Below are 25,408 nucleotides of genomic sequence, written 5' to 3' on the forward strand. Positions count from 1 at the left end.
TTACAGATATTTCGTACATACACACAAAGCAAGGCGTATTGTATTTGTCGGTCATCAGAGATTTGTTCGACAACAGTATTGTAGCCTACAGGATGGGAACGAAACAAAATGTAAATCTGGTTTTGAGTACGATTAAAGCCGCCAAGAAAAAAGAGAAGGTCACTGCACAGATGCAACTTCACAGTGACCAAGGCTTTCAGTATACTTCACAAGCCTACTTCAAGCTAACACAATCATACGGCATTACTCCATCAATGTCAAGCCGAGGAAATCCGTATGACAACGCTTTAGCTGAAAATTTCTTTTCCATTCTTAAAACAGAGTGCATCTATCGCGCTAAACTTCCGACTTATGAGGAGGCGCGCCTCCTCATAAGTGAATATATCCATTTTTACAACAACGAGCGTATTCAACTAAAAACAAAACTGACTCCGTTAGAACAACGGAATCAGTTTGTTGTCTAAATCTTGTTTTCCCTTCAATAGGGGGCTTTTTATACTGTCTGCATAATTTGGTGCAGTTCATTTTTGCGGGGGATATTTATTGCGGTTTGGGGAAACGATCAAAATGGCATCTTTAAGTCTTCCTTGCAAAAACAATTATATCTTGCTATAATAAAAATAAATTTTTTGAATATTACTACTATACTTCTGTTTTGTGGGAAAGGAGAAACGTTTATGAGAAAAAAATTATTTTGTCTATTGCTTTCTTGGGTGTTGCTGCTAATTCCTGCAACGGTTTTGGCAGATGATTATCCTCATGAAATATGGAGTCCTCTTGACCGTTTTGCTGCTGCGTTGGAAGCCGGAAACGATGCGGAAATGTATGAGTATGGGATGCAGGTGATAACCATTATGGAAAATCAGCCGGATTCCCACCTAAAAAAAGAATTTCTTGCAGGAAAGTATGAACAGGTTTCACGCTGTGCAGAGCGTTTGGGATACTATGACAAAGCGGTGGAACTGTATCAAAGATACTTGCCATACGGGGAATACATGGGCTGGACGGACGGTTTAATCTATGCGAAGAAAAAAATATATCTTCTCACTCCATATTTAGAGATCTATGTGCAGGATAAAGCTTATTATCCGGTAAACTATGGTTCCAAATTTGAACCTTCCCGAGGCGTTTATTTTGGGTCGGTCTATGATGACGATCAACGAATCTTGGATTTTGACAACAATAAAATTCTTACCTATTTTCCAAAACAGAATTCCACTTGGTTGCTTTATCTGGAATTCGGAGAAAATCCGCGGGAGCTGGGGCGGTATAACCGTTATCTTACCGAAGCGAAAAAGAATGGTATCGGAGTGGAGTTTGCATGGAATACACAGAGTTCACTGGAGGACATTGAACAGTATGACGCATACATAAAAGATACCATTGATTTTCTGGACAGCTATGGAATCCCTGTTTTTCTGCGTTTTGGAGCCGAGATGAACATCGGAGCAAATGGGGGAAATCCGGAAGCGTTTGTGAAATCTTTTCGTTATGTGGCGAGTTACGCAAAGACGAAACAAAATATAGCAATGGTTTGGTCACCGCATGATCTGGGGGCACTGGATCGGCCTTATTCCTTATACTATCCCGGAGATGAGTATGTGGATTGGGTAGCAGCCAGTCTCTATGTCGGCAAATATTTTGAAGGGAAAAAGGAACACGGCAGTCAGACGGATCCGCTGAATACCTATTTTTGTATGGATGAGTTTGCACATCCGGTGATGCGGATGACAGAGCTAATTCAATTTATGCAGGAAAATGGAATTCGCAAGCCGGTGCTTATCGCTGAATGCGGTGTAGCCCATTACACACGGATGGAGGGTGAAGAACTCACCGATTGGGCAAAAATCCAGATGCGCCGGCTGTACGGGGATTTATTTCTGCGTTTTCCGCAGATCAAGATGGTAAATTACTTCAACGTAAAGATGGAAAATGAAGTGAACGCTTATGAACTTTACAACAATTCCGCAATGAATGATTTGTATAATCAATTAGTGGAAAACCCTTATTTTTTGAGTAGTATGGCTGATACGGCCTCTTTCAGCTATCGTCCTTTTGACGGGGGAAGAACCGGAACAAGCATTACGGTAAGCGCCGCTGGCTATTATCCGAAAATCCTGTATAATTCTGTGCGTTATTATCTTGATGGAGAAAAAAGAGGTGAGTTTTGGGAAACACCTTATACAGTTACATTTGACGGTCTCACTGAGGGCTGGCATTCCCTGAAAACAGAATTGGTGGACGGCGGAAGCGTCAAAATGGAAAAAGAAATATGGTTCGAGGTGCAAAGAGAAGTTTCGGTTTTTGTCAATGAAGAGAAAGTTGTGTTTCCCGATCAGCAGCCCGTGATCTTTGACGGCCGCACTCTGGTGCCCGCAAGAGGCGTTTTTGAAAAGATGGGCACGCAGGTCAGCTGGAACGGCGAAAAACAGGAAGTCACGGTCACAAACGGAGAAAAAACATTCTGCCTTGTGATAGGGGAGAAAAATCTGACGGTGGACGGAAGAACCATCGACATGGATGTCCCCGCCCAAACCATCAACGATCGCACCATGATTCCTCTGCGGGCCGTTTCGGAGGCGATGAATGCGAAGGTGGACTGGTCGGAGGAGACCAGCACTGTTTCCATCACATACCGGAATTAGAAGGAATCTTTTTCTTTGAGAAATGCAGGGGCGCCGAAGCAACGGTGCCCCTGTTCAGCGATATTGTTCTTTTACCCAGTTGTCCGTATGCCTGCAGGGCGGGAAAACGCCCCGCAGACTGCCGCCGGCGGAAGCCGCCCGGATCCGGTGATACATTCCGGCGGAAAAGACTGTGAGATACCGCACGGAGGACGGATTGGAAAGATGCAGAGCGGCGCAGGCTGTTTTGGCGGCATCTTCCAGCTTTTTTGCGGCTTCCTCCTCCGAAAGCTTTTCAAACAGACGGGCAATTTTGTCTCTTTCCCGCGCGGTGACATCCAGCTTTTTCGGGGTGCTTCCGATGAGGGACAGCCCGATGACATTCCCCGCAACCGGCTCATACAGATTGATGAGAAGTGCTTTGCAGTCCGGGCAGCTGTTTTGCAAAAGCCGGATGACAAGCTCCGTGCGGAATTTCCCGATCAGTTCATTTTCGGTCAGAATCCACCGCAGATATTCGTTGATGTAATCAATTCCCAGCAGGGATTCCGGCACGGGATGATAGAGCGGATAGTCAATGGTGCAGGGAATTTCATGGGCAAAAAAGCGGCAGTCATACTGCTTCCAAAAGTTTCCGATGTTGGCAAGGGTGTCGCGAAGCGCCAGATTTCCCGTGATCGGAGCGCTGAGACAGGCGGCTTTCCAGAGCTTTTTTCCCTCTTTTATCCGCTCCTCTATGATTTTCACGCCGGACAGATACAGAGTATCCAAATCGGAAAAATCCCGCGGGAATCCGGCATCCGCCACCTGCAATGTAAAGCAGAGGGAACGGAGCAATTCCTGAGCGGTCTCTTTCGGCACGGAAGTGCTGTCCCCCATAGTATAGCGGAGAACTTGCTTTTTCAGCAGTTCACATAGTTTTATCTGTAAGGATAAAAACGCTTCAGAAGGCAGGGCTCGTTCCGGTTTTACATCAAACATCTTCCTCCCTCCAATCCGTCTGTTTTCCGCACCGCAGTCCGCGGCACAGGGATTCCAGCGATGTTCCCGCCAGATATTCCAGGGAGCCGTTTGCTTCCGTATGAAAGCTGTGATGTATTGCTTCGATGAGTTCGTCGTCGGAAAGCTTTTCCATAGATTCATTTTTAAAATAGTAGAAAAGATCCTGCAGTTCCAGAAGCGTCTCCTCACAATTATCCTGTGACACATAGGGAGAATCGCAGAAAGCATAGATCAGTTTTTTTAAGACGCCTCCTCCGAACTCCACCCTGCCGGTATCCTTTAACGCCTGACAGCGGCGTTCTTCCAGCGTTTGTATTTGGCTTTGCGAAAGAGACAGCCCGAACCGCTCCATAAGCTGGGTACACTCGTTCCGCTCTTCCGCGGATAACGAAAGCCAGTTTTTAAAAATTTCGATTTCCATAAAATCGCCTCCTATTCTTTCATACACCCATCCGCGTGAAAGAACAAGACTTGATTTTTTTCGGATTTTGTGGTAATATAAGGACAGAAAAAAGGAGAAGATCGCAAAATCTTCTCCTTTTTGGGGTATTGCCCGGAGGGTTTACAAATCGTCAGCGTCCTGTGTGGGCACATCGTCCGGATTCAAGGCTTTTCCGGTATAGCTTCCCAGCGGATCGGTGTCGTTTGAGCTTTGCAGCACATAATCGTCCACGATTTGCTGCGCAATCGATTTAGGTTGCCTGGCTTTATCTTGTTTTTTCAAATCCTTCACCTCATAGTTAGTATGCCAAAACATAAACACCATTATGAGAAAAAGAAAAAAATAAAGTAAAAAATAATATTTTTAGTTGAAATCTTGAACAAATTACGTTATAATAATAAAGATATTTGTGTTTTGGAAAAAACGTATAAAAATCATCTGAGCTCCGCAAAGTATGTAAGGGTGATTGTGTTGCGTGATCTAATTAAAAATATTAAACAGAAAAAGGTTATTTTATTTGTTGGTTCTGGTGTTTCGGCAACGCTGGGCTTGCCGACTTGGTCAGAATTTATCAGCTATATTGCATCAAATCTTGATATAGAGCCGGAACTTTTCAAATCTTATGGCGATACCTTGGCCTTGACGGAATATTATAAGCTGGAGAAGGGAACTATTGGTTCGCTGCGTAGCTGGATGGATAGAAATTGGTCGGTGAGTGATGAGGCGATCAGACAGTCTGAAATCTTCGAAATGATTTGCAAATTGGAGTTTCCGATAATCTATACGACGAATTACGACCGCTGTGTGGAACAGGCATTTTCCGTATTTCATTGTGACTTTGAAAAAATTGTAGGAGTAGAAGATTTGGCACAGTCCAAACATGAAAAAACACAGATTATCAAATTTCATGGCGATTTTGATTATGAAAATACAATTGTCCTAACCGAAAGCAGTTATTTTGATCGGATGAATTTTGAATCTCCTCTAGATATCAAATTGAGGGCAGATATGCTGGGAAAATCAATTCTGTTTATCGGTTATAGTTTAAAGGATATCAATATCCGTTATCTAATTTATAAATTGAATAAACTGTGGCTGAAAAGCAGCAATGAGTCCAAACGACCAAAATCCTATATCTTTCTGACAACCCCCAATCCGGTACAGGAGAGAGTGTTGGAAGAACGAGGCGTTTACCTTATTTCCGGCGATTCTGAGAAAAAATCGGAAAGCCTTGCCCATTTTTTGAGAGAATTATATGATAAGACAAGAGAATGAGTAAAGTTTGCTTTAAATATTTTTATTATATTTGAAGATATCCCAAATGGCTGAAGAGGCCGAATTTAAAATATAGAGTGCAGTCCTTTAAAGAAATATCGACTGAAATTTACACCTACGCAATGTTCTTATACAATTTAATAACTGTATTTTTATCAGTTCCAAAATAGTTTCCTCGTCTTGTAAATTTTTGGCGACTGTTAAATATATGAAGAAGTATCGAAGTTTTCATAACGAGAACGACTCGAAATCCGTTGATGGACGGAGAACATTTATCGGCTGAACACCGCATAAATAAAGGCTTTTTTGAAAAATTTAATATTGCTATTTTCGCAGTTCCCTCAAAAAGTTCCCTCATTTTTACGAGCTTTTTCAAACTGCTAAAATATATAAGGACGGGTATCGAAGTGGTCATAACGGGGCTGACTCGAAATCAGTTTGTCGGTAATACCGGCACGTGGGTTCGAATCCCACCCCGTCCGCCAGTTACAAGGTTTTTGCTTTAAGCAAAACCTTGTTTTTTTATGAGTTCCCTCAAAAAGTTCCCTCATTAACAGTCCGCAAGGCTTACGGCACCTGACAAAGCGGTTAATGACGATACCTTTGATGTTGCATCAAGATGAGAATATGTATTTGCCGTTGTTGAAAAATCGCTGTGTCCGAGCCATACTTGAATATCTTTCAGAGTTATTCCGTCGTGCTTGCCTTTGTTCAATAGAAGCGACGCACAAGTATGTCTTAAATCGTGAAAGCGAATCACACGCATATTATTCTTCTCTAAAAGCCGTTTCCACGCCGGTGTAATATAATCGGGTAATATCAACCCTCCAAGCTCATCTACCATTACATAATCAAGCCATTTTTTATCGTATGACCGCTTAAATTTCTTTTGGTACTGTCCTTGCTGCTTTCTGATTTCAATCAGTCTGTCTTTTAAGTCCTCATTAAGCGGCAAAGCTCTAAGACTTGATTTTGTTTTTGCCCTGTCTTTTGCAACAATAGTCTTTTTGCCGTCAATATTCGGCGTAGTAACCGTGTGATTAACATAGAAAACATTGTTGTCAAAATCTATTGCAGACCAGCGAAGTCCCACGATTTCACTTCTGCGAAGTCCGTAAAAGCCTCCGAAAATTACAGGCAATTCCAATTTTGTGTTCTTTGTCAGTCTTATTACCTCGCTCAATTCGCTGCTGTTATAAAACTTTCCGACAAATTGATTCTTCTCCGGCTTGTCAACTTCTTCAATGGGATTTTCTTTAATATATCCCATTTTCCTCGCATAGCACAACGCAAGTCTTATAATTGCGTGATAATGAATTACCGTATTTGCCGTTACACGCTCAAGCTGAACATCATAAAAATCTTGAATATCCTCTGCGGTAAGTTCGCCGAGTGTTATTCCTTTTTCCTCGAAATAAGGAGCTATCGGATTATTTATGTTTCCAACATAAGCTGAATAAGTTGTCGCTTCGATTTTCTTTTTCCTTTTGAGCGTTAAAGGCACATATTTTTTCAGATAATCCGAAAACAATAAAAACTGCACTTGGTCTTTCGGAAAATCATCTAAACTCATATCCTCTGCCGCTTCTGTTGAAATAACGCTTTTAACATTTACTATGGCGGCATCTCCTGTGTTCTCAATCTGTATTTTTTGATTTACACAAAGATTAACCTTCTCGCCTTTGCTTATCGGTATTTCAAACTCACATAAAACCTGTTTGAGAATTGCCTCTGCTTTTTTCTTATTGCCACGCACGGGGAGTTTTGTCGGAAACCACTTCTGCTTCCTTTCCTCGTTTTCTCCATAATAGTTTATGACTGCATAGTACAGTCCTTTCTTCTCTCGTATAGTTCCTGTTACATTTTTGCTCAATTTTTAGACCTCCTTTGTTTTTTGAGAGAAAAAACAAACACCTATCATTGACATTACTATTATATCAACAATAGGTACCAAACGCAAAAAATCACGATGTTGTTTTATTTTTTCTCATCAAGAAATCAACTACACTGATTTTTGTTATACAATACTCTCGACCGACTTTTATACTTTCGATTTTGTTTTCACGGAGTAATTTATATCCCGTTTTTGTACTTATGCCGCCGAGAGCGTTGCACATTTCTTTTATTTTCAGAACATCGGGATATTTTTTCAGCATATTCATATATTCCTTGCGTTTCATTGTTTCGGGCAGCATAACCCACACCTCCTTAAAATTACTTTAATACCACAAATTAAAGCACTTATAAAATGCTTTAATTTCTAATATCAAAGTTAAGCCGTACCCGTCCCGAAAGACGGGTACAACTTATTTTCTTTGTTTTGAAGCAATTTCAGACGGTGTTTTGCAAGAACACGCCATAGGAATTTCACCTCTCCGCCATCCGACCGAGCTGCCCCCATTGCCTGCGACGCTTTTAACGCTCGGACTGTGGCTGGGCAGAAGTATCATTGTCCCGATATAAAGTCATCGCCCGCAAGGTAGCCGCCTTGCTTTGCGGCATTGATATTTCTCGCTCGGATAATTTTCATCTTAGAAAGAAGGATGAAGTAGAAGCAAAACTATCGTCTTGGCGTATCTGCCGCTTGGCTCGTCCATACCGGAATGTATCTGTTTGCCGTTATACTGCACCGCCGTTATCTTGCGTGCTTTCTTTGTAATCGAAAGGATTATGTAGCGGTTTTGGGCTGGGAATATTTATTTATGATGTTAGCAACAATGTTCTTTTCCGACAATGGAAGTGTTGCCATAATGCGATACAGTAAGGCTTCTTCATCACAAGACAGATAAAGAAACATACTATTGCGATAATCATCCATTAAAAATACGCCGCCGTTTACTCCGCCTTTCGTATATATAGGTGCATAACGACTTAGAAACATAATGTCGTTGTAAGCTGTTTTTCGACAGACCGAATAATTTTTAGCCAATTCAACAATGCTGCTTTTTCTTTGCTTTGTAAGAAAGAAAAGTATTTCTATCCGTCGTTCAAAAGCAGTATTTTACCTTTCAAAGCCGTTGCACCTCCTTTCACCATCCATTATAGAGGTTAACCTTGCAAGTTTTTTACACCTTTCAAAAAATAATTTCATAATTTCACCCTTTTGTGTAAATTTTGTTGAATTTGCACAAAAGAGAGAGGCGGAGCACGGCTATGATACGGTGGTGGTTTTCTGTGATGTTTTCCCGAAGATTTGCGGTGATGTCCTTTAGGCTTATGCTTTTTGCGTTTTGCTCTGTGCTTCATAAAGTGCCCTCCGTGCCGCAGGGCATATCCGACAAAAAGCATAATTTTGTCCTATGCAGGGCAATTTTTTGTTTATGCGGTAATCGCTTTCGCTTCCTTTGCTTTGTAATATCATATAAAAAGGCACAAAAAAAGCCGCCCGGCAATAAAGGCGTTTTGCCTCTATACCGGGCGGCCTGCTGTGCCGTCGTTTGTCCTCATTTTAAGAGAACGGTTTTAATATTAAGCTTTGTTTTATTTTAGGTTTTCCAGCACACGCATAAATACCGCGGCTGCCTGCGCTCTTGTCGTATTGGCCTTTGGTGCAAAGCTCCCATCCGTATTACCTGTCATAATGGACTTTTCCGCCGCCCATGTTACAGCGTCCTTCGCATAGTCTGAAATGTCGCTGTTGTCCATATAGGCTGTGCTGCCGCTTGTCGTTATATCATATCCCTTGAATGTTGCATAGCGATAGATCATTACTACCATCTGCTCTCTGGTTATATTATCATTCGGAGCAAATTGATTTTCGGAAATTCCGAAGATTATACCGTTATTGCTTGCCCACGCAACAGCCTTTTCATAATAGCTTCCGCTTTCTATGTCAATAAAGGCGGCTGCAGCTGTCTGCGGCTCATTTTCCATTCTGTAAAGAATTGTAACAAACATTGCCCTTGTAATATCGCTTTGGGGTGCAAATTCCGTATTTGATACGCCTTTCATCAGACCGTTTTCGTATGCGTATTTCACCGAATCATAAAACCAGTCGTTTTTGTGAATGTCTGTAAACGGATTTTCCCATTCTGTCGGTTTTGGTGGGTCAACCGGATCAACAGGCTTTTCGTTTTCGTTCCACTTTGCATAAAGCGTAAAGTCCTTTGTAACCTTGCTTGCAAAATCATATTTTGCAGTCAATTTTTCATCTGTGTACCAGCCGTCAAAGGTAAAACCTTCTTTTGCAGGAGCAGTCGGCTCTTTAACAACACTATTTTTTGTTACGGAAGATGATGTAATTGCGTTTCCGCCGTTTGTTTCAAACTTAACTGTGTAGCGTGTTGTTCCGCCGCCGCCACCGCCGCCGCCACCGCCGCCACCGCCGCCACCGCCGGACGAATTAACAGTAAAGCGGATTGTCTTATCAATCGTGGTCAAATTGGTGGCTGTTACACGAACTGTTGCGGTGTAAGTGCCTGCGGCCAAGCCTGTGTTGGGCTTGATGGTGAAAGTTGTGGTGCCGGATGTTGCCAGATTCGTATTAAAACCCGTCTTATCCAGCGTGAAGCTGTCGGCATTGGCTCCGGTCAGGGTCACATCCAGAGAAGCAAGAGCACCGGTGCCGGTATTGGTGATCGTAAAGGTCTCTGCGGTCTGCTCGCCGTAGCCTACGGTCCGTGCAGCAAAAGTTTTACCGTCCGGTGTGACTGTTGCCGTATAAGTCAGGGGCACATCGTCTGCCGGGACGGTGACCGTAGCGGTTGCACCTGCAAAGTGTGTATCAGTTTCCGCTATGCGGACATAGTAGGTGCCTGCGGTAAGTCCGGTGATCTCGGTGCCGGAGCATACAGTACCTGCGGGGCTGGCAAAGTTAGAGTCGGTGCTGTACTCCATAGCTGTGGTTGTACCGGTTATCTTACCGTCGGAGCCGCCCAAAGTGGTGGGATTCACTCCGTTCAAACCGGTAGGAGCACCGGGACTGTCAGCCTTTTTAACCGCAGCGGTTGCGGCGCTGGTAAGTGTGCCGGTTTCCTCGCTGCTGGAAATCTCCACGGTGATGGTCGAGCCGATGTCGGCCTTAACCAGCGTGTAGGTGCTGTTCATTGCGCCGGAGATGTCGGAGCCATCACGCTTCCACTGATAGGACAGCGTGCCGGTATTATTGCCGCTTTCAAGAGATGCTGTCAGGGTCTGACCGAACTTAGCCGTACCGGTGATCGTGGCTGTGCCGGTCAGGGCGGGGTTCTCCGTCCAGCGCGCGTAATATTTGCTACTTGAATCTGTATAAACTGTGTCCAGACTCAACAAAGTGCCGCCGCTTTCTGCTGTATACCATCCGTCAAAGGTGTAGTGCTCTTTTGTCGGCGTCGGCACCTGTTCCGCGGTCAACTTGCCGTCCGTACCGGTAATAAGTTCCACGCGATAACTTTCCTCTCCGATTTTTCCGCCCTGCGTATAGAAGCCAACGATATATTTTGTAACGCCGCCGAGAGGACTCATAGAAAACGGAACGCCGTAAGAATATTTCACTTCGTCTATCGTATAGTTAGTATACACAATCACCGGGTTATTGCCTCCCAAGGTGACATCTGTTTCATTCAGCTCTGCCAGTGCCAACCCGTCCTGTGCCTTGAAGTATATCCACAGAGTGTATTCAATCCCCGAAATGAACTGTGCAGAAAGCTTTGTTGCGTCAGAATAACTTGCGCCGGAGTCTGAGTATTTCCACTTATACGTGAAATCTACACCCGCCGTATTGCAGGTGACAACCGCATCCGCAACATTTTCTCCCTCCGCATATCCGGTATAGGAAAATGAAACGCTGTCAATCGCTCCCCACAAGGCATATACCGTGGTTGCCTCGCTGAAAACCGTTGTCTCCGTTATCTTCATTCCTCCGCTTGCTGCGGTATACCATCCGTCGAAGGTGTAGCCCTCCCTTGTCGGAACCGGAAGTGATGCCAATTTACCTTTATCCGCCGCCGGTATCGTTATTGTATCCGTATCCTTGCCGTTTACCTTGCCGCCGTTTGCATCAAATGTTACATCAATGTCAACGGTGGGCACCCAGCGCGCGTAATATTCGTTACGTGAATCTGTATAAACTGTGTCCAGACTCAACAAAGTGCCGCCGCTTTCTGCTGTATACCACCCGGCAAAGATGTAGTGCTCTTTTGTCGGCGTCGGCACCTGTTCCGCGGCCAACTTGCCGTCCGTGCCGGTAACACGTTCCACGCGATAACTTTCCTCTCCGATTTTTCCGCCCTGCGTATAGAAGCCAACGATATATTTTGTAACGCCGCCGAGAGGACTCATAGAAAACGGAACGCCGTAAGAATATTTCACTTCGTCTATCGTATAGTTAGTATACACAACCCCCGGGTTATTGCCTCCCAAGGTGACATCTGTTTTATTCAGCTCTGCCAGTGCCAACCCGTCATGTGCCTTGAAGTATATCCACAGAGTGTATTTAATCCCCGAAATGAACTGTGCAGAAAGCTTTGTTGCGTCAGAATAACTTCCGCCGGAGTCTGAGTATTCCCACTTATACGTGAAATCTACACCCGCCGTATTGCAGGTGACAACCGCATCCGCAACATTTTCTCCCTCCGCATATCCGGTATAGGTAAATGAAACTGCTTCTATCTCTGTTCCCGCCGCACTCGCCGTCACGCCCATGGCGGGCACGAGGGAAAGCAGCATTGCCAGTGTCAGTAAAACAGAAAAAAATTGTCTTGTCTTTTTCACATTTATATCCTCCTTTTGATGTGATATTTTACATTTCTCCGCAAAATTTGTCGGAGTGTGCCGGATTAAATAACAGTATAATCCGAACTTTAGATTTCTTTGTCTGCGTTAATATCTTTCGATATAACTTTGCATCTCCTTTCTTTTGGATTTTGCATTTATCCGGTATTGCGGCTTGCGGCTGCGGCTTTTTAATTTTCGCATTTACCGAAAGCCTCTGCACGAAGTTTTGTTACTCATCTGCATTTGCGGACAAAAGATTACAGTATGTATTATGTTTTACACCTATAATTATATATAAATTATATATGAAATAATCTGTTTTGTCCCTATACTTTTCGCCAAAAGTATAGGATAAATTTCAAAAAAATCAAAGTTTTTTTGAAAAAGTAGGGGAAAAAGTATAGGATATTTACAAATTCTGTAAGCCAAACAGTAAAATTACAGTAAATCGCACGGCAACGATTAAAATCATTAAAATCCTTCGCCGAATATGTGATAGAGTTTTCCAATATGCAACAAACAAGACTTATTTTTCAATTTTTATTGCTTTGCTTCGTTCCGCACAGGGGGCAATATTCCGCATCGTCCGGGAGAACATTTCCGCATTTTTTGCAGCAGCGGTGTTTGGATTTGTAAATATCAAAAATCGTCCTGCCGGGCAGCTTTGTATGACAAACTTCGCAAAATCTCTTTTTTGAATTTTGTGCATTGCCGCAGCACGGACAGATTTTACAGCTTTTCATTTTTTTCGTGCCGAAGCCGAAATGCTCCAAAATATCTTTTCTTGACGGTCTATATCTTGTCATTTCCATCAGCTCCCCCATATAATACTTTTTTGCCGCATACAGAGCAGATTATATCGCCGTTAATTACTTTTGCTCCGCAGTGCTTGCAGTACCTTGCTTCTTCTTCGAGCGGAGCACAGTTTACACACGTCAGCATATCCGGATTATATACAACCGAATCGACCCATCTGCCGCACAGGTGGCATAAATTAAAATTGTTTTTGCCCTCCGATTCCCACGCCGCCGAAAGCTCCGCCTCCGGATTGTCTGCATAATATGTTCCGGTGGTACAGACAAGCATACCCGACAATTCGCAGAAAAAGCTGTAGCGGTTTCCGCACTGCGACGGGATAATTTTATATGCAGCTGTTTTGTGTCTGTTATTCGTCATATGCTTCGCCTCTTTTCTCAAAAAAACAATAAAACCGTTTTTTTGCGTACAGAAATATTTTATAAGTCAACTGTCGTCAAAGTATTAAAAGAAACAGAAGTATATGATATAGTTACACAGGTGTATATTTGAGCGAACATCTCCTTCAAACAATCTTTAAGACAGCCGATGTTATTCTATGCCATCTTCATTATACAGAAAAAATCTTCTTTTGTCCCCCTACTTTTTTCAAAAAGTAGGGGATAAATTTTAAGTAAATTCAGATTTTCTTAAAAAGTATAGGATATTTACAAATTCCATAAGCCGAACGGTGAAATTACCGTAAATCGCAATTACGGATTACATCTTCCGCAAGGATTATATCCGTCTTTTATCGCTTCGTCACGGGTGCAGTTTAAGTAAACCTTGTTTTTCTCTTTCATTTGCGACACGGCTCCGCAGTCGGGATAGTGGAATTTCTTTGTATTCGCATTGCCGATATATTCGCAAATTTCTTGATTTGCCGCATTTTCAGCGCTTTGAACAGAGGTTGATTTTTCATTTTCGGTCGGGTTGGTTTGTGCATTTTCGTTTTTTTTCGTTGTAACCGTAACTGTTTTTCCGTCGCTTGTTGCAACAATATCACCCTGCATATCGGTACGGTACACTTTAACATCTGCGTCACGCAAACGGCTTAATGTATCTTCTGTTGGGTGTCCGTAATTGTTATCTCCGACAGAAATTACCGCATATTTCGGCATAATCTCACGCAAAAACGGATATGTGGTTGAGTTTTTGCTTCCGTGATGTCCGACCTTCAGCACTGTTGCCGACAGGTCATATCCGGCGCTTAATATTTCCTGTTCCTCCTCACGCTCCGCATCGCCCGTAAAAAGAAAAGAGGTATCGCCGTATATAATTTTCATTACGATAGAGCCATTATTGCGGTCGCTTTCGCTTTCCGTTATCGGACCGTAAAATTCTATTTTGCTGCTGCCGAAATCAAGGCTTTCTCCCGGCTTGGGGTGAGTTATTGTCAAGCCCTGCTCGGCGGTTTTGTTTTTCAGACTTTCATAAGAGCGTGTATCGGCTTCGGTTTCCGGCGCTAACACATTTCCGACCTTCATTTTGGCAAGCGGAGCTGAAAGTCCGCCGATATGGTCATCATCTGCGTGCGATGCGACAATATAATCGAGATAATCAATGTTTAAGTTTTGGAGATAGGTATAAATAATACTGCTGGCGTGCGGCTTTCCGCCGTCAATAAGCATTGTTTTATCATCGCAGAGTACAAGCGCCGCATCGCCTTGTCCGACATCAATATAATGTACCGCAAAGCTGTGTTCGGAATAATCGGTTGTATCTTTCGGAGCTTTTGTTTCCGTGACATTTTCCGACTGTCCGGGAGAATTAGGTTCTTCGGTTATCGGTACAGCTTCGTTTGTGCAGGAGCAAATACAAAGCAGCATACAAATACACAAAAGTACAGATATAATGCGAGATCTGTTTTTCATTGCATAGCCACCTCCAAAACATTAACCACGCTAACACCTTTTCGGTTGGCATAATCAATAGTATTTTTTGTTCCTGATGGTGCTCCATTCCACACCGCTATAACAAGATTTGAATGGTCTACCATAAATTCATTTCTTTTTTGATAGCAGGCTCTGAAATAATGGTCGCTTATAGTTGTTGTATAGTCGGCACTTTGAATTATGTGCATATATCGTTCTTTTTCATATTCGCTTCGTTTGTTTTCAAAGCCGGGGTGCGGCACGGCACAGATTAGGTGCAGTGCCGCATTATGATTTCTTTTTTGTAGCACAATTTCAGCCGCCCATATATCTATGCCCTGTGCCATACCCGTTATAAATGTTGTAAAACCGTTTCCTATCGCCGTATCAATAGCTTTTTCCAAAAGAGGTCTTGCCTCTGTTTCGGAAATGCTTAATTTTTCAGGGCGATGTCCCGTAAAACAGCAGCGGTGTAATCGTTTTTCTTTTTCCACTATGAATATTCCTTCTTTCGTTGTCAATTCAACACAAATAAACTATTTTCTAAATTCTTCGCTTAATATCTCATACAATTTTTCGGAAGTTTGTATAAGTTCGCTGCTGTGATAGTATGAGTGTTCCACCTCGTCCCAATAAAAAATCATAATACCGTGTTTAAGCTGAATAATCTCAATATCGGGGTCATTCTGAATATCTTTTTTGAAATGCTCTAAAACTTCGTTATATTCCATACAAAAAACTCCTTTCTCCGTCAAATGTTTAATTACTGCGATTTTTGGACAAAATAAAAAATCGCAAAACTGATAGTTAAACGATTTGTACTCCGATTTATTTGGTTTTACAAGCCTTTTATGAAATTCTGACGGCTTATTAAGACGGATTATACATTTTTCCGAGCCGATCCATTTCCTTTGCCTTATGCTCCGGCAGAGAGTGAGCATAGATATTCAGCGTGACGGTCGGAGAAGCGTGTCCGAGTATTTCCGAAAGCGTCTTTATATCCATTCCGATTTCCAACGCCCTTGTAGCGAAAGTATGCCGGGTTGTATGAAATTTAACATCACGGACGCCGATTTCCTTCAATATTGCCTTGTACCTCCGAGCGTAAACAGTCGGCTCAATGAATTTTCCCTTACGGTTAATTAAAAAACCACCTCCGTGTTCAATCGCTTTGAGCTTTGCGGTTAAAAACTTCGGAAGTGGTATATCACGCACAGATGTATCGCTTTTCGGTAGGGCAATCACGATTTCTGTTTTCTTTTTTCCTTTGTCGGACTTTGCTCTGTAAAGCGTTTGCTGTATAGATATAACACCTCTTTTTAAGTCAACATTTTTCCATTCCAATGCACATAATTCTCCGATTCTGATACCTGTGTAAAGGCAAATCAAAATCCCTATATCATTAGGATTATCCGAGCTTTCAATGTACTTTTCTATTGCTTTCTGCTCATTTTTGCTGAACACGATAACCTCTTTATTTTTCTGCTTCGGCAGCTTTATACGCTTGCATACGGCAGGCATTAAGCCGTTATCGGCAGCGGTATCCAAACCGAGCTTTAACACGGTATATATCAGCTTAACTGTTGACGGTTCCCATTTTGCAACAAGACCGTTTACAAAGCCCTGCACCGTGAGTTTTGTAACTTCGCACAGCCGCATATTTCCAAGCTCCGTGTTAATATGATTTTCAACGAGCGAGGAATACACCGTATATGATGATTTTTTTATGTGCTTCTGCGTTAATAGCCACTTTTCAAACCAATCCTTTACAAGCATTTCCGAGGGAGGTTTGTTATACCGCTCTTTTACCTTTGCTTTAGCAATTAAAAGTTTTTCCTTTGCTTCTTTGTAGGTCTTTCCGTAGACATATCCGATAATGCCTTTACCCTGCAAATCGTAGTCCTTAATATATCGACCCTCATATCTTCCGTCTTTTCTTTTGTAAATATTTTCACCCTTGCGAGCCATAGAAAATCACTCCTTTGACATTAAATTTTTGACGGATAATTCTTATAAATTTTCCTCAAAAACTTGTTTTTTTACGCCAATTATGATATAATTGACTATAATAATTTTATCATTGACTGCAAACTTTATAAATAGCTCAAATCCTTATTTTTCAAGGCATTGGAGCGTTTTTAACAGTCAAGTAATAAAACTATCAGTTACGAAACTTAAAAAGACAGCGAAAGGCATATAGAAATGCTCCCCGCTGTCTTATATTTTTTAATAGCATCTCGGTCTTGCCGCAAAGCCGAAACCGCTGTTTGTTGTGATAACGACATTATTATTACCACTCGAACAATGGATAACAAGAATGTTTCCGGCAGCGTCCTTTCCGGCAACGATTCCGACGTGCGATAAATCACCGTAAAAGGCTAAATCCCCAGCTTGAGAGCTGCTCCAAGATATTCGGCTGCACTTTGCAATTTGCCCTTTCGTTCCGTGTCCTATGCTTGACGCATTAAATCCGGAATTGATAAAGCTCCAAGTAACAAACCCCGAACAGTCAAGTCCGAAAGGTCTTTTTGTCCCGGTTGTTTTACTGCCTTCTGCCGATACTGTTTTCAGCTTGCCCCATTCTGAGTCCCAGCCGATAGCGGACGATTTACCGCCCCAAAAGTAATTTACCTTGCCTACAAGCGAGCAAGCTGCTTTTATAACCTTCTTTCGCTCCGCTGATAAACTATCGGGTAAGTTTTTCAAAATATCCTGTGCGGTTGCGTCCGATACGGCGAGCGACTGTGCTGCGGAAATCAACACCTCGTCTTGCTCCAAAAGCGTATCGAGCGCTTCCTGCTGCTTGCGTGTAAAATTATACTGTGAAATCATATTCTCTTTTGTTTTCGCCGTGATTGTGATATATACAACTTTTTCATTAGTATCACCGTTTGCAACCGTTTCCGTGCGTGAGGTTATCTCGTGCATATCCCAAAATACATTTTTGAGCTTTTGTTTTTTATCCTCCGTGATAACGACAACATCTTCGACCGTATCATCTTCCACACCTGCAACCTTTGTTGCAAATACGGCGAGTACCAAGTCCCAATTTGCCTGTTCGCCGATAATCTCGCTGCGGTCTGCGGCTGCGGCATTTTCTATGTCATCAAGCTTGTTTGAAAGCTCCATATTACACTCGGCAACGATAGCTGAAATGGGAATACTGTCATTATCCGCCGCTTCATCGGAAATAAAGATACCGAAAGGACTTGCGGCAATAGCCGCAACCACGATTACAACAATTAAAGCAACCAACAGCACCGCCCAGCCTCCGAGTGCGGCAAGCGCCGAAACAACGGCTTTGGTTGCTGCCGCTACCATTTGAGCGACTTTAACTGTGATTTTAACAGCCGCTTTTGCGGTTGCCTTTGCGGCTTGTGCAGATTTCTGAGCAACCTCTTTCGCTTGCTTGGCAGCTTGCTTTGCCGCTTTTTTCGTGATTTCCTTTTGCGTCTTTGCCGCTCGTTTTGCTGATTTAACAGCTTTTTTCTTTGCAGCTTTGCCTACATAAGAATTGCCCGTTTTCACGGCTTTGTTTGTGCCTTTCAAAAGACTGTCTTTTGTTTTAACCGCCTTTTTTGTACTGACCCCAAAAAGTTAGACAAAATTTTCAAGCTACACAACAGGATTGAAGTCTGAATTGAACCGGACTCAATCCTTTTAATTTTGCTTTAATTCTTTTATTATTATAGTACCATAGGCTGAATAGTGATAGATAGCATCATACTTCTTGAAAAGTCGGTTAATTCCGAAATCATACTGTCCTTTAAGAATGACGGGTATTCTTTTAGAAAAACTGTCCTTGCGTATTTATCTCCGATTTTTATAAAGTCTTTCTTAAATTCCAAGCTGTCGGGGGAAATGTAATCTTTGAAATCCGCACCTTTCGCCATAGCTTTTTTGAGGTCAAAATCAAATTCTTCATTTTCGCCCGTTTTGAAGAAGTCATTAAAAATGCGAAGCCTGTCCTTGTAACCAAGCTCCGCTATTTTTGACGATATTTTCGCATAATCGGCTGTGAGGTCATTCCCCACACGGGTGAAAAATGTCCGAGCCTCCTCGATGTTTTTCTTTTCGGTTGCAACCGTAATATATTTCTCGTGTACGATATTGTTGCTTTCCGACATTTTATCACAGAGTATGCCGTTAAGTTCTTTTGTGTATTTTCTGTAATTCGGATTATCGGACGGCGTTGTGATTAGCTTTTTTCATAAGCGTTTGCAACTCCTCACATTTATGCAGTTTTTCCGTCAGCTTTTCAATAGCCTTCGGGTCGTCGCTGCTGATAGCATTGTTTTTGTAACTCATAATCGTGTCCTCCAAATAAAAATTTACATAAAAAAATCACTGCCATAAAAGTAGCAGTGATAAAAACATATTCGTTTTTTGTTTTACTCAAAGGGATCTTCATCTGTCAGTTTGTCGGAAAACAGAATTTTCATATAATCTCTTGCTCCGTACAAAATACGATATATGGATACATATTCGCCTTCTGTCTTGTAAAAGATAATGTATTTTCCGCTAACCAAAAAACGATAATCGGTATCTATGTGAATGATAGAGGAAAGTGACGGACCAAGTCGTGGTGATGTTTCAAGTAAAGAATAATCCTTTATAATTTTAGTAATGATTCTGTTTGCCGCAGTCGGATTACAAAGTTCATCTGTAATGTATTCCTTAATTTCTTGTAAATCCGATACGGCAAGTGGTGAAAGCCGTATTTTTGCCATTACTTTATACCGAGCAAACTTTGAACATCATCGCTGTCTATCCAACCGCCTTCTTTTACAGAGGCTTCACCTTTGGCAAGCTGCGACATCAACTTTATTGTTGCTTTTGTCCTTTCATATTCTTCCATATCCACAATAGCATATTTTCCTCTGCCGTTTTTCGTTAAAAAAACAGGTGCGTCAACCGATATTTCTTTGAGTACCTCTCCGTAGTTTCTTAAATCAGAAACAGGTCTGATATTCGGCATAAAATCAACCTCCTTTTATCTGTTGTAATTATTTTACCATAAGCAAAAATGCTTGCTTGCAAGGGCATTTTTGTGCAGCCGTCAATAATACAGCCGCACGAAAGTGCGAACAGGCGTATGCCTGTTAAGAATTGCAAGCAATTCTTGCTGTAATTATTATATCACAATTATTCGTAAAATACAACAGCAAAATGAGATTTTAATAAAATTTTTATGTTCCGAATAATTCTTTAACAATTCTGTCTGCTCCTTTGATAAGACCTACCAAAACGAGCATATTAAAAATCACCTCGCCGATATATTTCCATATCATAGTGACAGTCGTAATGCTTGTATCTATCGTCGGCGTACTGTGCGACGCAAATGCAGAGAATATAATGCACGAAAGCACAATAACCGCACCCTCCATACAAACACCGACATACGATTTCAAAAACGATTTTCCCATAAATGAAGTTGTTTCTCCGGCAAAGGACGCAAGCGGCACGGGCGCTATTGCTGTGTAAATATATAGCTTAAAAAATCTGCCGTACACAGTCATAATCATTATGAATGAAAGCACCGTTATGAATAACGAACCGAGAATGGTTACAAGCCACAAGGGAGTACTTGCCCAAAATCCCGTATCCTCAACGGCTTGCTCAATAGCTGCCGGAAGCGTAACGGACGCTCCGCCGATACCGCCGAGAGAGCCTGCGATTTGTTCTACAATTCCTCCGCATATAGAGTAAATCGCCGTCATTAAGTCCATTGCGTATGTAATTGCCACCTTTGCCGCACAAAAGCGGATAAAATGCTTTAAGGCATATTCCGGTCGCTGAAAGTCACGAAAAGATGCTGTGCTTTTGAATATGCTCATAGCAAAAAAGAGGACCAGCAAACCAAGTCCGATAGCTTGCAGTCCTCCGTTTATTCCGGATATAACGCCCCATATAGCGCCGCCTTTGAAGCTTTGCGGCGAAGTCGTCAAAAGCTGCCATATTTCCGTCATTTTATCGTTCCAAGTGGAAAATGCATTTTCAAGGTTGGCTACAATCCAATTATCGCTCAAAGGTAATTCACCTCCTGTTCCAAAACGCAAAAACAGCCATAACCGCTTTATGCAGCTATGACTGTCTTTGCTTAGTATGTTTATTATTATGTGTCCTTACGAAGTATTTTCAGATATTCTTCATAAGAATAAATTTTTGTTTTTCCTACCTTATCGGAACAAACAAGAATATCGTTATCTATCAACAAGTTCACAGTCCTTGATACAGTATTGTATGCCATATTCAAGGCTTGTGCCGTCTTACTGATTTCAATGATAGGATTTTCCTCAAGGTAGGTAATAAGCTTTTGTGCCGATGCTTTTGCCTTTCCGAAAGTGTTTATTGTTTCCGTAGTTCTGTCGTGCAGTTCTATCAGCTTATCAATGGTATCTATGGCATCTGTTGCTGCTTCTGAAAGAGCCAACAGGAAAAATTTAATCCATTGTTCGTAGTTTCCGTTTCTGCGAACCTCGGTCATACGGTCATAATACTCGATTCTGTTCTTTTTCAGAAAATATGACAGATAGAGTGCCGGAGTTGACAACACATTCTTTTCCATAAGATAAAGAGTAATTAACTGTCTTCCGACTCTGCCGTTGCCGTCCAAAAACGGGTGTATTGTTTCAAACTGATAGTGAATGAGCGACGCACAGATTAGAGGATCTAAATTACTGTCGCCGTTAATGAATTTTTCAAGGTCGCTCATAGCAGCTTTCATATCCTCCACATTCGGCGGAATATATCTGGCATTTTGAAGTGTACTTCCGCTGCCGCCTATCCAATTCTGTGAAGAACGGAGTTCACCCGGATTTTTTTCGCTGCCTCTGACATCGGATAACAATACAGCGTGTGTTTCCTTGATAAACCGTGTGCAAAGCGGCAAGGTTTTTAACCGTTCAACTGCAAATTCAGTAGCTTTAATATAGTTTATTACATCTGAAACATCTCTGTTTGCATTTTCTGTAATAAGCGGATTTAACACATCGTCCAAAGTGCATTGCGTACCCTCAATTTGAGAGGATAAAAGCGCTTCCTTTCTCACATACATAGATACAAACAGATTAACATTCGGTATTCGCTTTGCAATACTTTCTATTGTTGCTATCCCTCTATTTGCCTTTACCAAGTATTCCACCATTTCATCATCTTGCTCAATAGCCGGTATTGGGGGAAGCGGATTTGGTTTGAATGATTTATATGCCATTTTGCCCGACAGATTTGTTACAAGCTCTCCGGCTCTGTTTTTCATATAAGATTCACCTCGCACAAGTTGAAATTTCTATGTTTATTATATCATCTATATTTCCACTTGTCAAGTTATATGGAAATATATAAATGATTTTTATTGTTGTAATTTCAACTTGTGCATATTTTGACGGTTTTATACACTATAATTCGTGCGAATTTTCCACTTACATTATCATATCAAGTATATCTTTCGCAAATGCAATGATGACGCCGCCGAAGAAGGTCAGAAATCCGTTTGCTCTCTGCGATGCGTCGTGTGATTTAATCGACAGACCTATCTGCACAACACCGAAGCCGAGCAGGATTAGTCCGATAGCCTTAATTGCCGAGAAGATAAAATCCGAAAGGCTGTTTATTGTTCCGAGCGGGTCAGCGGCAAAAACCGTTCCCGTGAGGGCGGTCATCATAACCGCAAGCGCCGTAAGTACAAGTTTAGCCTTGCGGAGAATTTTCTGTGCTTTCGCTATTCTCTTAATTGTGTTCTGATTTTTCATTGTCTGTTACCTCCAAAATTTCAGTTTGTTTTGTTTGTGGGTTTGCAAAATCAAAGGTGTATAAGTGCGCCCTTGCTAAAACAAGGGATTTCCCTCGTTCGCCGTATGCTCCCGAAAATTCTTGATTTTTCCCTTTGCAAACTCACTTGAAAAAATCTCGATTAAAAGAGCCTGCAACTGCTCGTTTGAAAAGTCCTCCGCACTGCTGATTACGCTTTCCAAAATCGCCCCTCGCTCAATTAACCGCTTTGTCCGTTTCTTTCGCTTTTCCTCACTCTCCTTTGCAAGCAATCGAAAAGGAGCAAAAAGAAAACGACGAGGCAAAAAAACAGTCGTTCGGCATGGTAAACAATAACCCTCCGGGCGGTGAGGAAGATGAAGAGTAATCAATACTGGAAACAGCGTGCAGAACTCCGCATGTATGAATACCACAAACAAGCGGATAAAATAGCGGACGATATCGCAGAATCCTATATTTCTGCATCGGAGTATATCAGTCAAGAAACAAGAAAGATATTTCATACCTTTCAACACGAATCAGGACTGTCTGAAAAAGCTGCGAGAGAGATTTTAAACGCTATTACGGATAAAGACAAATTAAACCGTTTAAAATCGGTTGTGAGGAAAATAAAAGACCCTGTTATTCGACAGAAGATGATGAGTATATTATCCTCTCCGGCTTATGCATACCGGATAAAACGATTTGAACAGTTGCAGGAGGACATCGACAGGAAATTATCCGAGCTTGCGGAAATGGAATTTAACACAACAAGAAATCATTATACAGATACGGCATACGAAGCCTATAACCGCACGATGTTTGACATTCAAAAGGGGACGGGATTCGGATTCCAGTTTTCCAGTATGCCAATTATAAGGGTAGCCGAGATATTAGACAATGCATGGAGTAGCAAGCACTACAGCGAACGTATATGGTCGAACAGCAGGGATTTGAGCGTTAAGCTGAAACAGGAGCTGTTAACTGGATTTCTAACGGGTCGCAGCTATCATAAAACCGCAAAGGAAATACAAGACCAATTCGAGGTTGGAGCATTTGAGGCAAGGCGACTTGTACGAACTGAGAGCACCTATATTGCAAACATGGCAGAAATCGAATCTTATAAAGAATCCGGTATCAAAAAATATCGGTTTCTTGCAACACTGGATATCAGAACATCGGAAGTATGCCGGAATATGGATGGGAAAGAATTTGATGTAGATAAGGCGGTGCCAGGTGTAAACCTTCCACCGCTTCATCCGTGGTGCAGGTCTACCACCATTTCAACGCTGAACAAGCAGATTATGGACAAATTACAGCGCAGAGCCAGAGATCCTGTAACCGGAAAAACGTATCTCATTCCTGCAAATATAACTTATAACGAGTGGATAAAGACTGTCAGAAGTGGAGGCTTGTCCGCAAACGGTGAAAATTCAGAGATTCCAAAACATCAATCTCCAAAATTGCTTGAAAAAATAAAAAATGTTGATTATAATAAAGCTGTTAAAAAGCTTGAACAATATGAAAAAATTATATCAAGAAGCGATATAGAGAACGCTGTTGTTATAACAAAAGATGGCGAAGTTTGGCAATGTTTCGGAACCTCGAACAGAGTTTTCCCTGATTATGATTTGGGAAACAAACTCAAAGGCGCATATGTAACACATAACCATCCAATTTCAGAGACAGAATATTCATTTAGTGAAGAAGATTATAAATTATTCAAAGAGTATAAATTGCCTGTTTTACGAGGTGTAGACGAAAAGTATGAATATACGTTTAGCACCGTAAATTTATATCTCGATAAATCGGCAGATTCTATATTCAATATGTCTCTGGAGGATTATCGACATGAAATGAGCATAGAAAACGCAAAGAATGGAGGCGTTGGCTATTGGAGAGTAAAAAGAAAATAGCAGAAGAGAAAGCGAGAAAAGTAATGGAATGGTATTCCAAAGAAAGCAAAAAAATAGCCGATAAATATAAAGATATTCCTGGGATGGATAACGGGGTATCTGAAAATAAAAAATTAACTCAACAGGCATTTAGAAAGATCCAAGCAATTAAAAAGAAATATGATATAGAATAAACATCGCTTACTTTTGCCGACATTGCTTCTATTGAAAATGAACATAAACATCCGAGTTATAAAAGCCTGTGCAATATTATTGCTGTTTTGAATATAGATTCAAATTTAATATTTTACCAAACTTATTAAACAAAAAGACTTCTGATAAGGAACGTATATACCGGATGCTTGATAAGTGTAACGATTATGAAATTGGTATAGTGGAAGCCACATTAAATGCAATATTAAATAAGTAAGAGATAATCTTTTAAAGCAACAACCCCCGTTTGGATTTCACATGAACAAGTCCAGTAAAAACGGACAATAGACAAAAGCCCCCTATTGTAGGATAATACTACAGTAGGGGGTTAATGTTATGTCGAGAAAATATCAACACACATTAGAACTATTGCCTCAAATTAAAGAAATGCTCAACCAAGGGATGACACATAAAGAAATAGAAAAGGTATTAGGACTAACAGGAGATCGACCTGTGCACAATCTGTTAAAAAGGGAGCGCAGAAAAGAAAAACGAGGAGTACCAAAACAACGGGGACGAAAAGCGGCAAAGACATTACAGGAATACAAATACGAAAACAAGAGATTGAAAATGGAGAATGAATTGCTGCGGGATTTTCTCTTGCTCGCAGAAAGGAAGTGAGGACAAGCGTAAAATATAAGGTGGTCTATCGTTCCGACTTATGAGGAGGCGTGCCTCCTCATAAGTGAATATATCCATTTTTACAACAACGAGCGTATTCAACTAAAATCAGAACCACCAGTAAACTGGTGGTTTGCACAGCCCCTATAAGGGGCTATTACAGGCTTAGCCTCTCTAAGAGGCACCGAAAGTTTGACACCGCATTACTATCACAGGCAGCCGCTC

General features: G+C 41.7%; 29 protein-coding genes, 1 tRNA gene and 1 pseudogene. 8 read left to right on the forward strand and 23 right to left on the reverse strand.

Annotated elements, in window-relative coordinates:
- On the forward strand, positions 1-464 hold a 464-nt coding region (locus tag KQI32_RS10760), incomplete at its 5' end, for an IS3 family transposase (RefSeq protein WP_216425078.1).
- A 213-nt stretch (positions 465-677) separates the two neighbouring features.
- Positions 678-2,645, forward strand: coding sequence for a stalk domain-containing protein (locus KQI32_RS10765; protein WP_216425080.1), 1,968 nt, complete (start codon positions 678-680; stop codon positions 2,643-2,645).
- A 54-nt stretch (positions 2,646-2,699) separates the two neighbouring features.
- On the opposite strand, the gene KQI32_RS10770 is transcribed toward KQI32_RS10765, so the two are convergent.
- The 3 genes from KQI32_RS10770 to KQI32_RS10780 all read right to left on the reverse strand — a co-directional run bounded on the left by KQI32_RS10770 (position 2,700) and on the right by KQI32_RS10780 (position 4,350).
- Positions 2,700-3,605, reverse strand: coding sequence for a DUF6179 domain-containing protein (locus KQI32_RS10770; RefSeq protein ID WP_216425082.1), 906 nt, complete (start codon positions 3,603-3,605; stop codon positions 2,700-2,702).
- Positions 3,598-4,047: a DUF6323 family protein gene (locus tag KQI32_RS10775; protein ID WP_216425084.1), complete on the reverse strand. Its 450-nt coding sequence runs from the start codon at positions 4,045-4,047 to the stop codon at positions 3,598-3,600. Before KQI32_RS10775 ends, KQI32_RS10770 begins: the two co-directional genes overlap by 8 nt.
- A gap of 141 nt (positions 4,048-4,188) precedes the next feature.
- On the reverse strand, positions 4,189-4,350 hold the full coding sequence (locus KQI32_RS10780) for a hypothetical protein (protein ID WP_216425131.1): 162 nt from the start codon (positions 4,348-4,350) through the stop codon (positions 4,189-4,191).
- 132 nt (positions 4,351-4,482) lie between these two features.
- Between KQI32_RS10780 and KQI32_RS10785 the strand changes: the two genes are divergently transcribed.
- On the forward strand, positions 4,483-5,343 hold the full coding sequence (locus KQI32_RS10785) for an SIR2 family protein (protein ID WP_216425087.1): 861 nt from the start codon (positions 4,483-4,485) through the stop codon (positions 5,341-5,343).
- Positions 5,344-5,736: 393 nt separating this feature from the next.
- Positions 5,737-5,828, forward strand: a tRNA-Ser gene (locus tag KQI32_RS10790).
- A 65-nt stretch (positions 5,829-5,893) separates the two neighbouring features.
- On the opposite strand, the gene KQI32_RS10795 is transcribed toward KQI32_RS10790, so the two are convergent.
- From KQI32_RS10795 to KQI32_RS13470, 20 genes and pseudogenes are all read right to left on the reverse strand, one after another.
- Positions 5,894-7,216 carry a site-specific integrase gene (locus tag KQI32_RS10795; RefSeq protein WP_216425089.1) on the reverse strand — a complete coding sequence of 441 codons (1,323 nt, stop codon included), beginning with the start codon at positions 7,214-7,216 and terminating at the stop codon, positions 5,894-5,896.
- 91 nt (positions 7,217-7,307) lie between these two features.
- Complete coding sequence (locus KQI32_RS10800) at positions 7,308-7,538, reverse strand: helix-turn-helix domain-containing protein (RefSeq protein WP_216425091.1); 231 nt, start codon at positions 7,536-7,538, stop codon at positions 7,308-7,310.
- A 473-nt stretch (positions 7,539-8,011) separates the two neighbouring features.
- Positions 8,012-8,323 carry an HTH domain-containing protein gene (locus KQI32_RS10805; protein WP_216425125.1) on the reverse strand — a complete coding sequence of 104 codons (312 nt, stop codon included), beginning with the start codon at positions 8,321-8,323 and terminating at the stop codon, positions 8,012-8,014.
- Positions 8,324-8,823: 500 nt separating this feature from the next.
- Complete coding sequence (locus KQI32_RS10810) at positions 8,824-12,033, reverse strand: InlB B-repeat-containing protein (RefSeq protein ID WP_216425093.1); 3,210 nt, start codon at positions 12,031-12,033, stop codon at positions 8,824-8,826.
- A 536-nt stretch (positions 12,034-12,569) separates the two neighbouring features.
- Complete coding sequence (locus tag KQI32_RS13675; protein WP_374197078.1) at positions 12,570-12,860, reverse strand: zinc ribbon domain-containing protein; 291 nt, start codon at positions 12,858-12,860, stop codon at positions 12,570-12,572.
- Positions 12,829-13,212 carry a hypothetical protein gene (locus KQI32_RS10820; protein WP_216425098.1) on the reverse strand — a complete coding sequence of 128 codons (384 nt, stop codon included), beginning with the start codon at positions 13,210-13,212 and terminating at the stop codon, positions 12,829-12,831. The genes KQI32_RS13675 and KQI32_RS10820 overlap by 32 nt, the downstream gene beginning before the upstream one ends.
- 332 nt (positions 13,213-13,544) lie before the next feature.
- Entirely contained in the window at positions 13,545-14,705 is a 1,161-nt protein-coding gene (locus KQI32_RS10825; protein ID WP_216425100.1) for a ComEC/Rec2 family competence protein, read from the reverse strand.
- Positions 14,702-15,199, reverse strand: coding sequence for an SLOG family protein (locus KQI32_RS10830; protein ID WP_308167052.1), 498 nt, complete (start codon positions 15,197-15,199; stop codon positions 14,702-14,704). Before KQI32_RS10830 ends, KQI32_RS10825 begins: the two co-directional genes overlap by 4 nt.
- A 42-nt stretch (positions 15,200-15,241) precedes the next feature.
- The gene (locus tag KQI32_RS10835; RefSeq protein WP_216425102.1) at positions 15,242-15,436 is read right to left on the reverse strand and encodes a hypothetical protein; all 195 of its coding nucleotides are present in this window, start codon (positions 15,434-15,436) and stop codon (positions 15,242-15,244) included.
- A gap of 139 nt (positions 15,437-15,575) precedes the next feature.
- Positions 15,576-16,673 (reverse strand): site-specific integrase, encoded by a 1,098-nt coding sequence (locus KQI32_RS10840; protein ID WP_216425103.1) that lies wholly within the window; start codon positions 16,671-16,673, stop codon positions 15,576-15,578.
- 258 nt (positions 16,674-16,931) lie between these two features.
- Positions 16,932-18,254, reverse strand: coding sequence for a C40 family peptidase (locus tag KQI32_RS10845; RefSeq protein ID WP_216425105.1), 1,323 nt, complete (start codon positions 18,252-18,254; stop codon positions 16,932-16,934).
- A 61-nt stretch (positions 18,255-18,315) separates the two neighbouring features.
- Positions 18,316-18,405 (reverse strand): annotated as a pseudogene (locus tag KQI32_RS10850) (IS3 family transposase); the annotation flags it as partial.
- On the reverse strand, positions 18,392-18,832 hold the full coding sequence (locus KQI32_RS10855) for a hypothetical protein (RefSeq protein ID WP_216425107.1): 441 nt from the start codon (positions 18,830-18,832) through the stop codon (positions 18,392-18,394). The gene KQI32_RS10855 and the pseudogene KQI32_RS10850, both read right to left, overlap by 14 nt.
- 52 nt (positions 18,833-18,884) lie before the next feature.
- Entirely contained in the window at positions 18,885-19,013 is a 129-nt protein-coding gene (locus KQI32_RS13545) for a hypothetical protein (protein WP_256443661.1), read from the reverse strand.
- Positions 19,014-19,096: 83 nt separating this feature from the next.
- Complete coding sequence (locus tag KQI32_RS10860) at positions 19,097-19,435, reverse strand: type II toxin-antitoxin system RelE/ParE family toxin (protein ID WP_216425109.1); 339 nt, start codon at positions 19,433-19,435, stop codon at positions 19,097-19,099.
- On the reverse strand, positions 19,435-19,683 hold the full coding sequence (locus tag KQI32_RS10865; protein ID WP_216425112.1) for a type II toxin-antitoxin system Phd/YefM family antitoxin: 249 nt from the start codon (positions 19,681-19,683) through the stop codon (positions 19,435-19,437). The genes KQI32_RS10860 and KQI32_RS10865 overlap by 1 nt, the downstream gene beginning before the upstream one ends.
- Positions 19,684-19,894: 211 nt before the next feature.
- On the reverse strand, positions 19,895-20,734 hold the full coding sequence (locus KQI32_RS10870) for a hypothetical protein (protein WP_216425114.1): 840 nt from the start codon (positions 20,732-20,734) through the stop codon (positions 19,895-19,897).
- A gap of 86 nt (positions 20,735-20,820) precedes the next feature.
- Positions 20,821-21,963, reverse strand: a complete 1,143-nt coding sequence (locus KQI32_RS10875) for a Fic family protein (RefSeq protein WP_216425116.1) — start codon at positions 21,961-21,963, stop codon at positions 20,821-20,823.
- A gap of 163 nt (positions 21,964-22,126) precedes the next feature.
- Complete coding sequence (locus tag KQI32_RS13465; RefSeq protein ID WP_374197079.1) at positions 22,127-22,369, reverse strand: glutamyl-tRNA amidotransferase; 243 nt, start codon at positions 22,367-22,369, stop codon at positions 22,127-22,129.
- A 162-nt stretch (positions 22,370-22,531) separates the two neighbouring features.
- The gene (locus KQI32_RS13470) at positions 22,532-22,888 is read right to left on the reverse strand and encodes a DUF3847 domain-containing protein (RefSeq protein ID WP_308167053.1); all 357 of its coding nucleotides are present in this window, start codon (positions 22,886-22,888) and stop codon (positions 22,532-22,534) included.
- Here KQI32_RS13470 and KQI32_RS10890 point away from each other — a divergent pair.
- From KQI32_RS10890 to KQI32_RS13680, 4 genes are all read left to right on the forward strand, one after another.
- Positions 22,832-24,370: a minor capsid protein gene (locus KQI32_RS10890; RefSeq protein WP_216425120.1), complete on the forward strand. Its 1,539-nt coding sequence runs from the start codon at positions 22,832-22,834 to the stop codon at positions 24,368-24,370. The genes KQI32_RS13470 and KQI32_RS10890 overlap by 57 nt on opposite strands.
- Positions 24,349-24,543, forward strand: coding sequence for a hypothetical protein (locus KQI32_RS10895; RefSeq protein ID WP_216425122.1), 195 nt, complete (start codon positions 24,349-24,351; stop codon positions 24,541-24,543). Before KQI32_RS10890 ends, KQI32_RS10895 begins: the two co-directional genes overlap by 22 nt.
- Before the next feature lie 355 nt (positions 24,544-24,898).
- Positions 24,899-25,183, forward strand: a complete 285-nt coding sequence (locus KQI32_RS10900) for an imidazolonepropionase (protein ID WP_216425123.1) — start codon at positions 24,899-24,901, stop codon at positions 25,181-25,183.
- 27 nt (positions 25,184-25,210) lie between these two features.
- The gene (locus KQI32_RS13680) at positions 25,211-25,333 is read left to right on the forward strand and encodes an IS3 family transposase (RefSeq protein ID WP_374197080.1); all 123 of its coding nucleotides are present in this window, start codon (positions 25,211-25,213) and stop codon (positions 25,331-25,333) included.
- The last annotated feature ends 75 nt before the right edge of the window (positions 25,334-25,408 follow it).

Source organism: Acetivibrio sp. MSJd-27, assembly GCF_018918095.1.
In the GTDB taxonomy this organism is placed as follows: domain Bacteria; phylum Bacillota; class Clostridia; order UMGS1840; family HGM11507; genus HGM11507.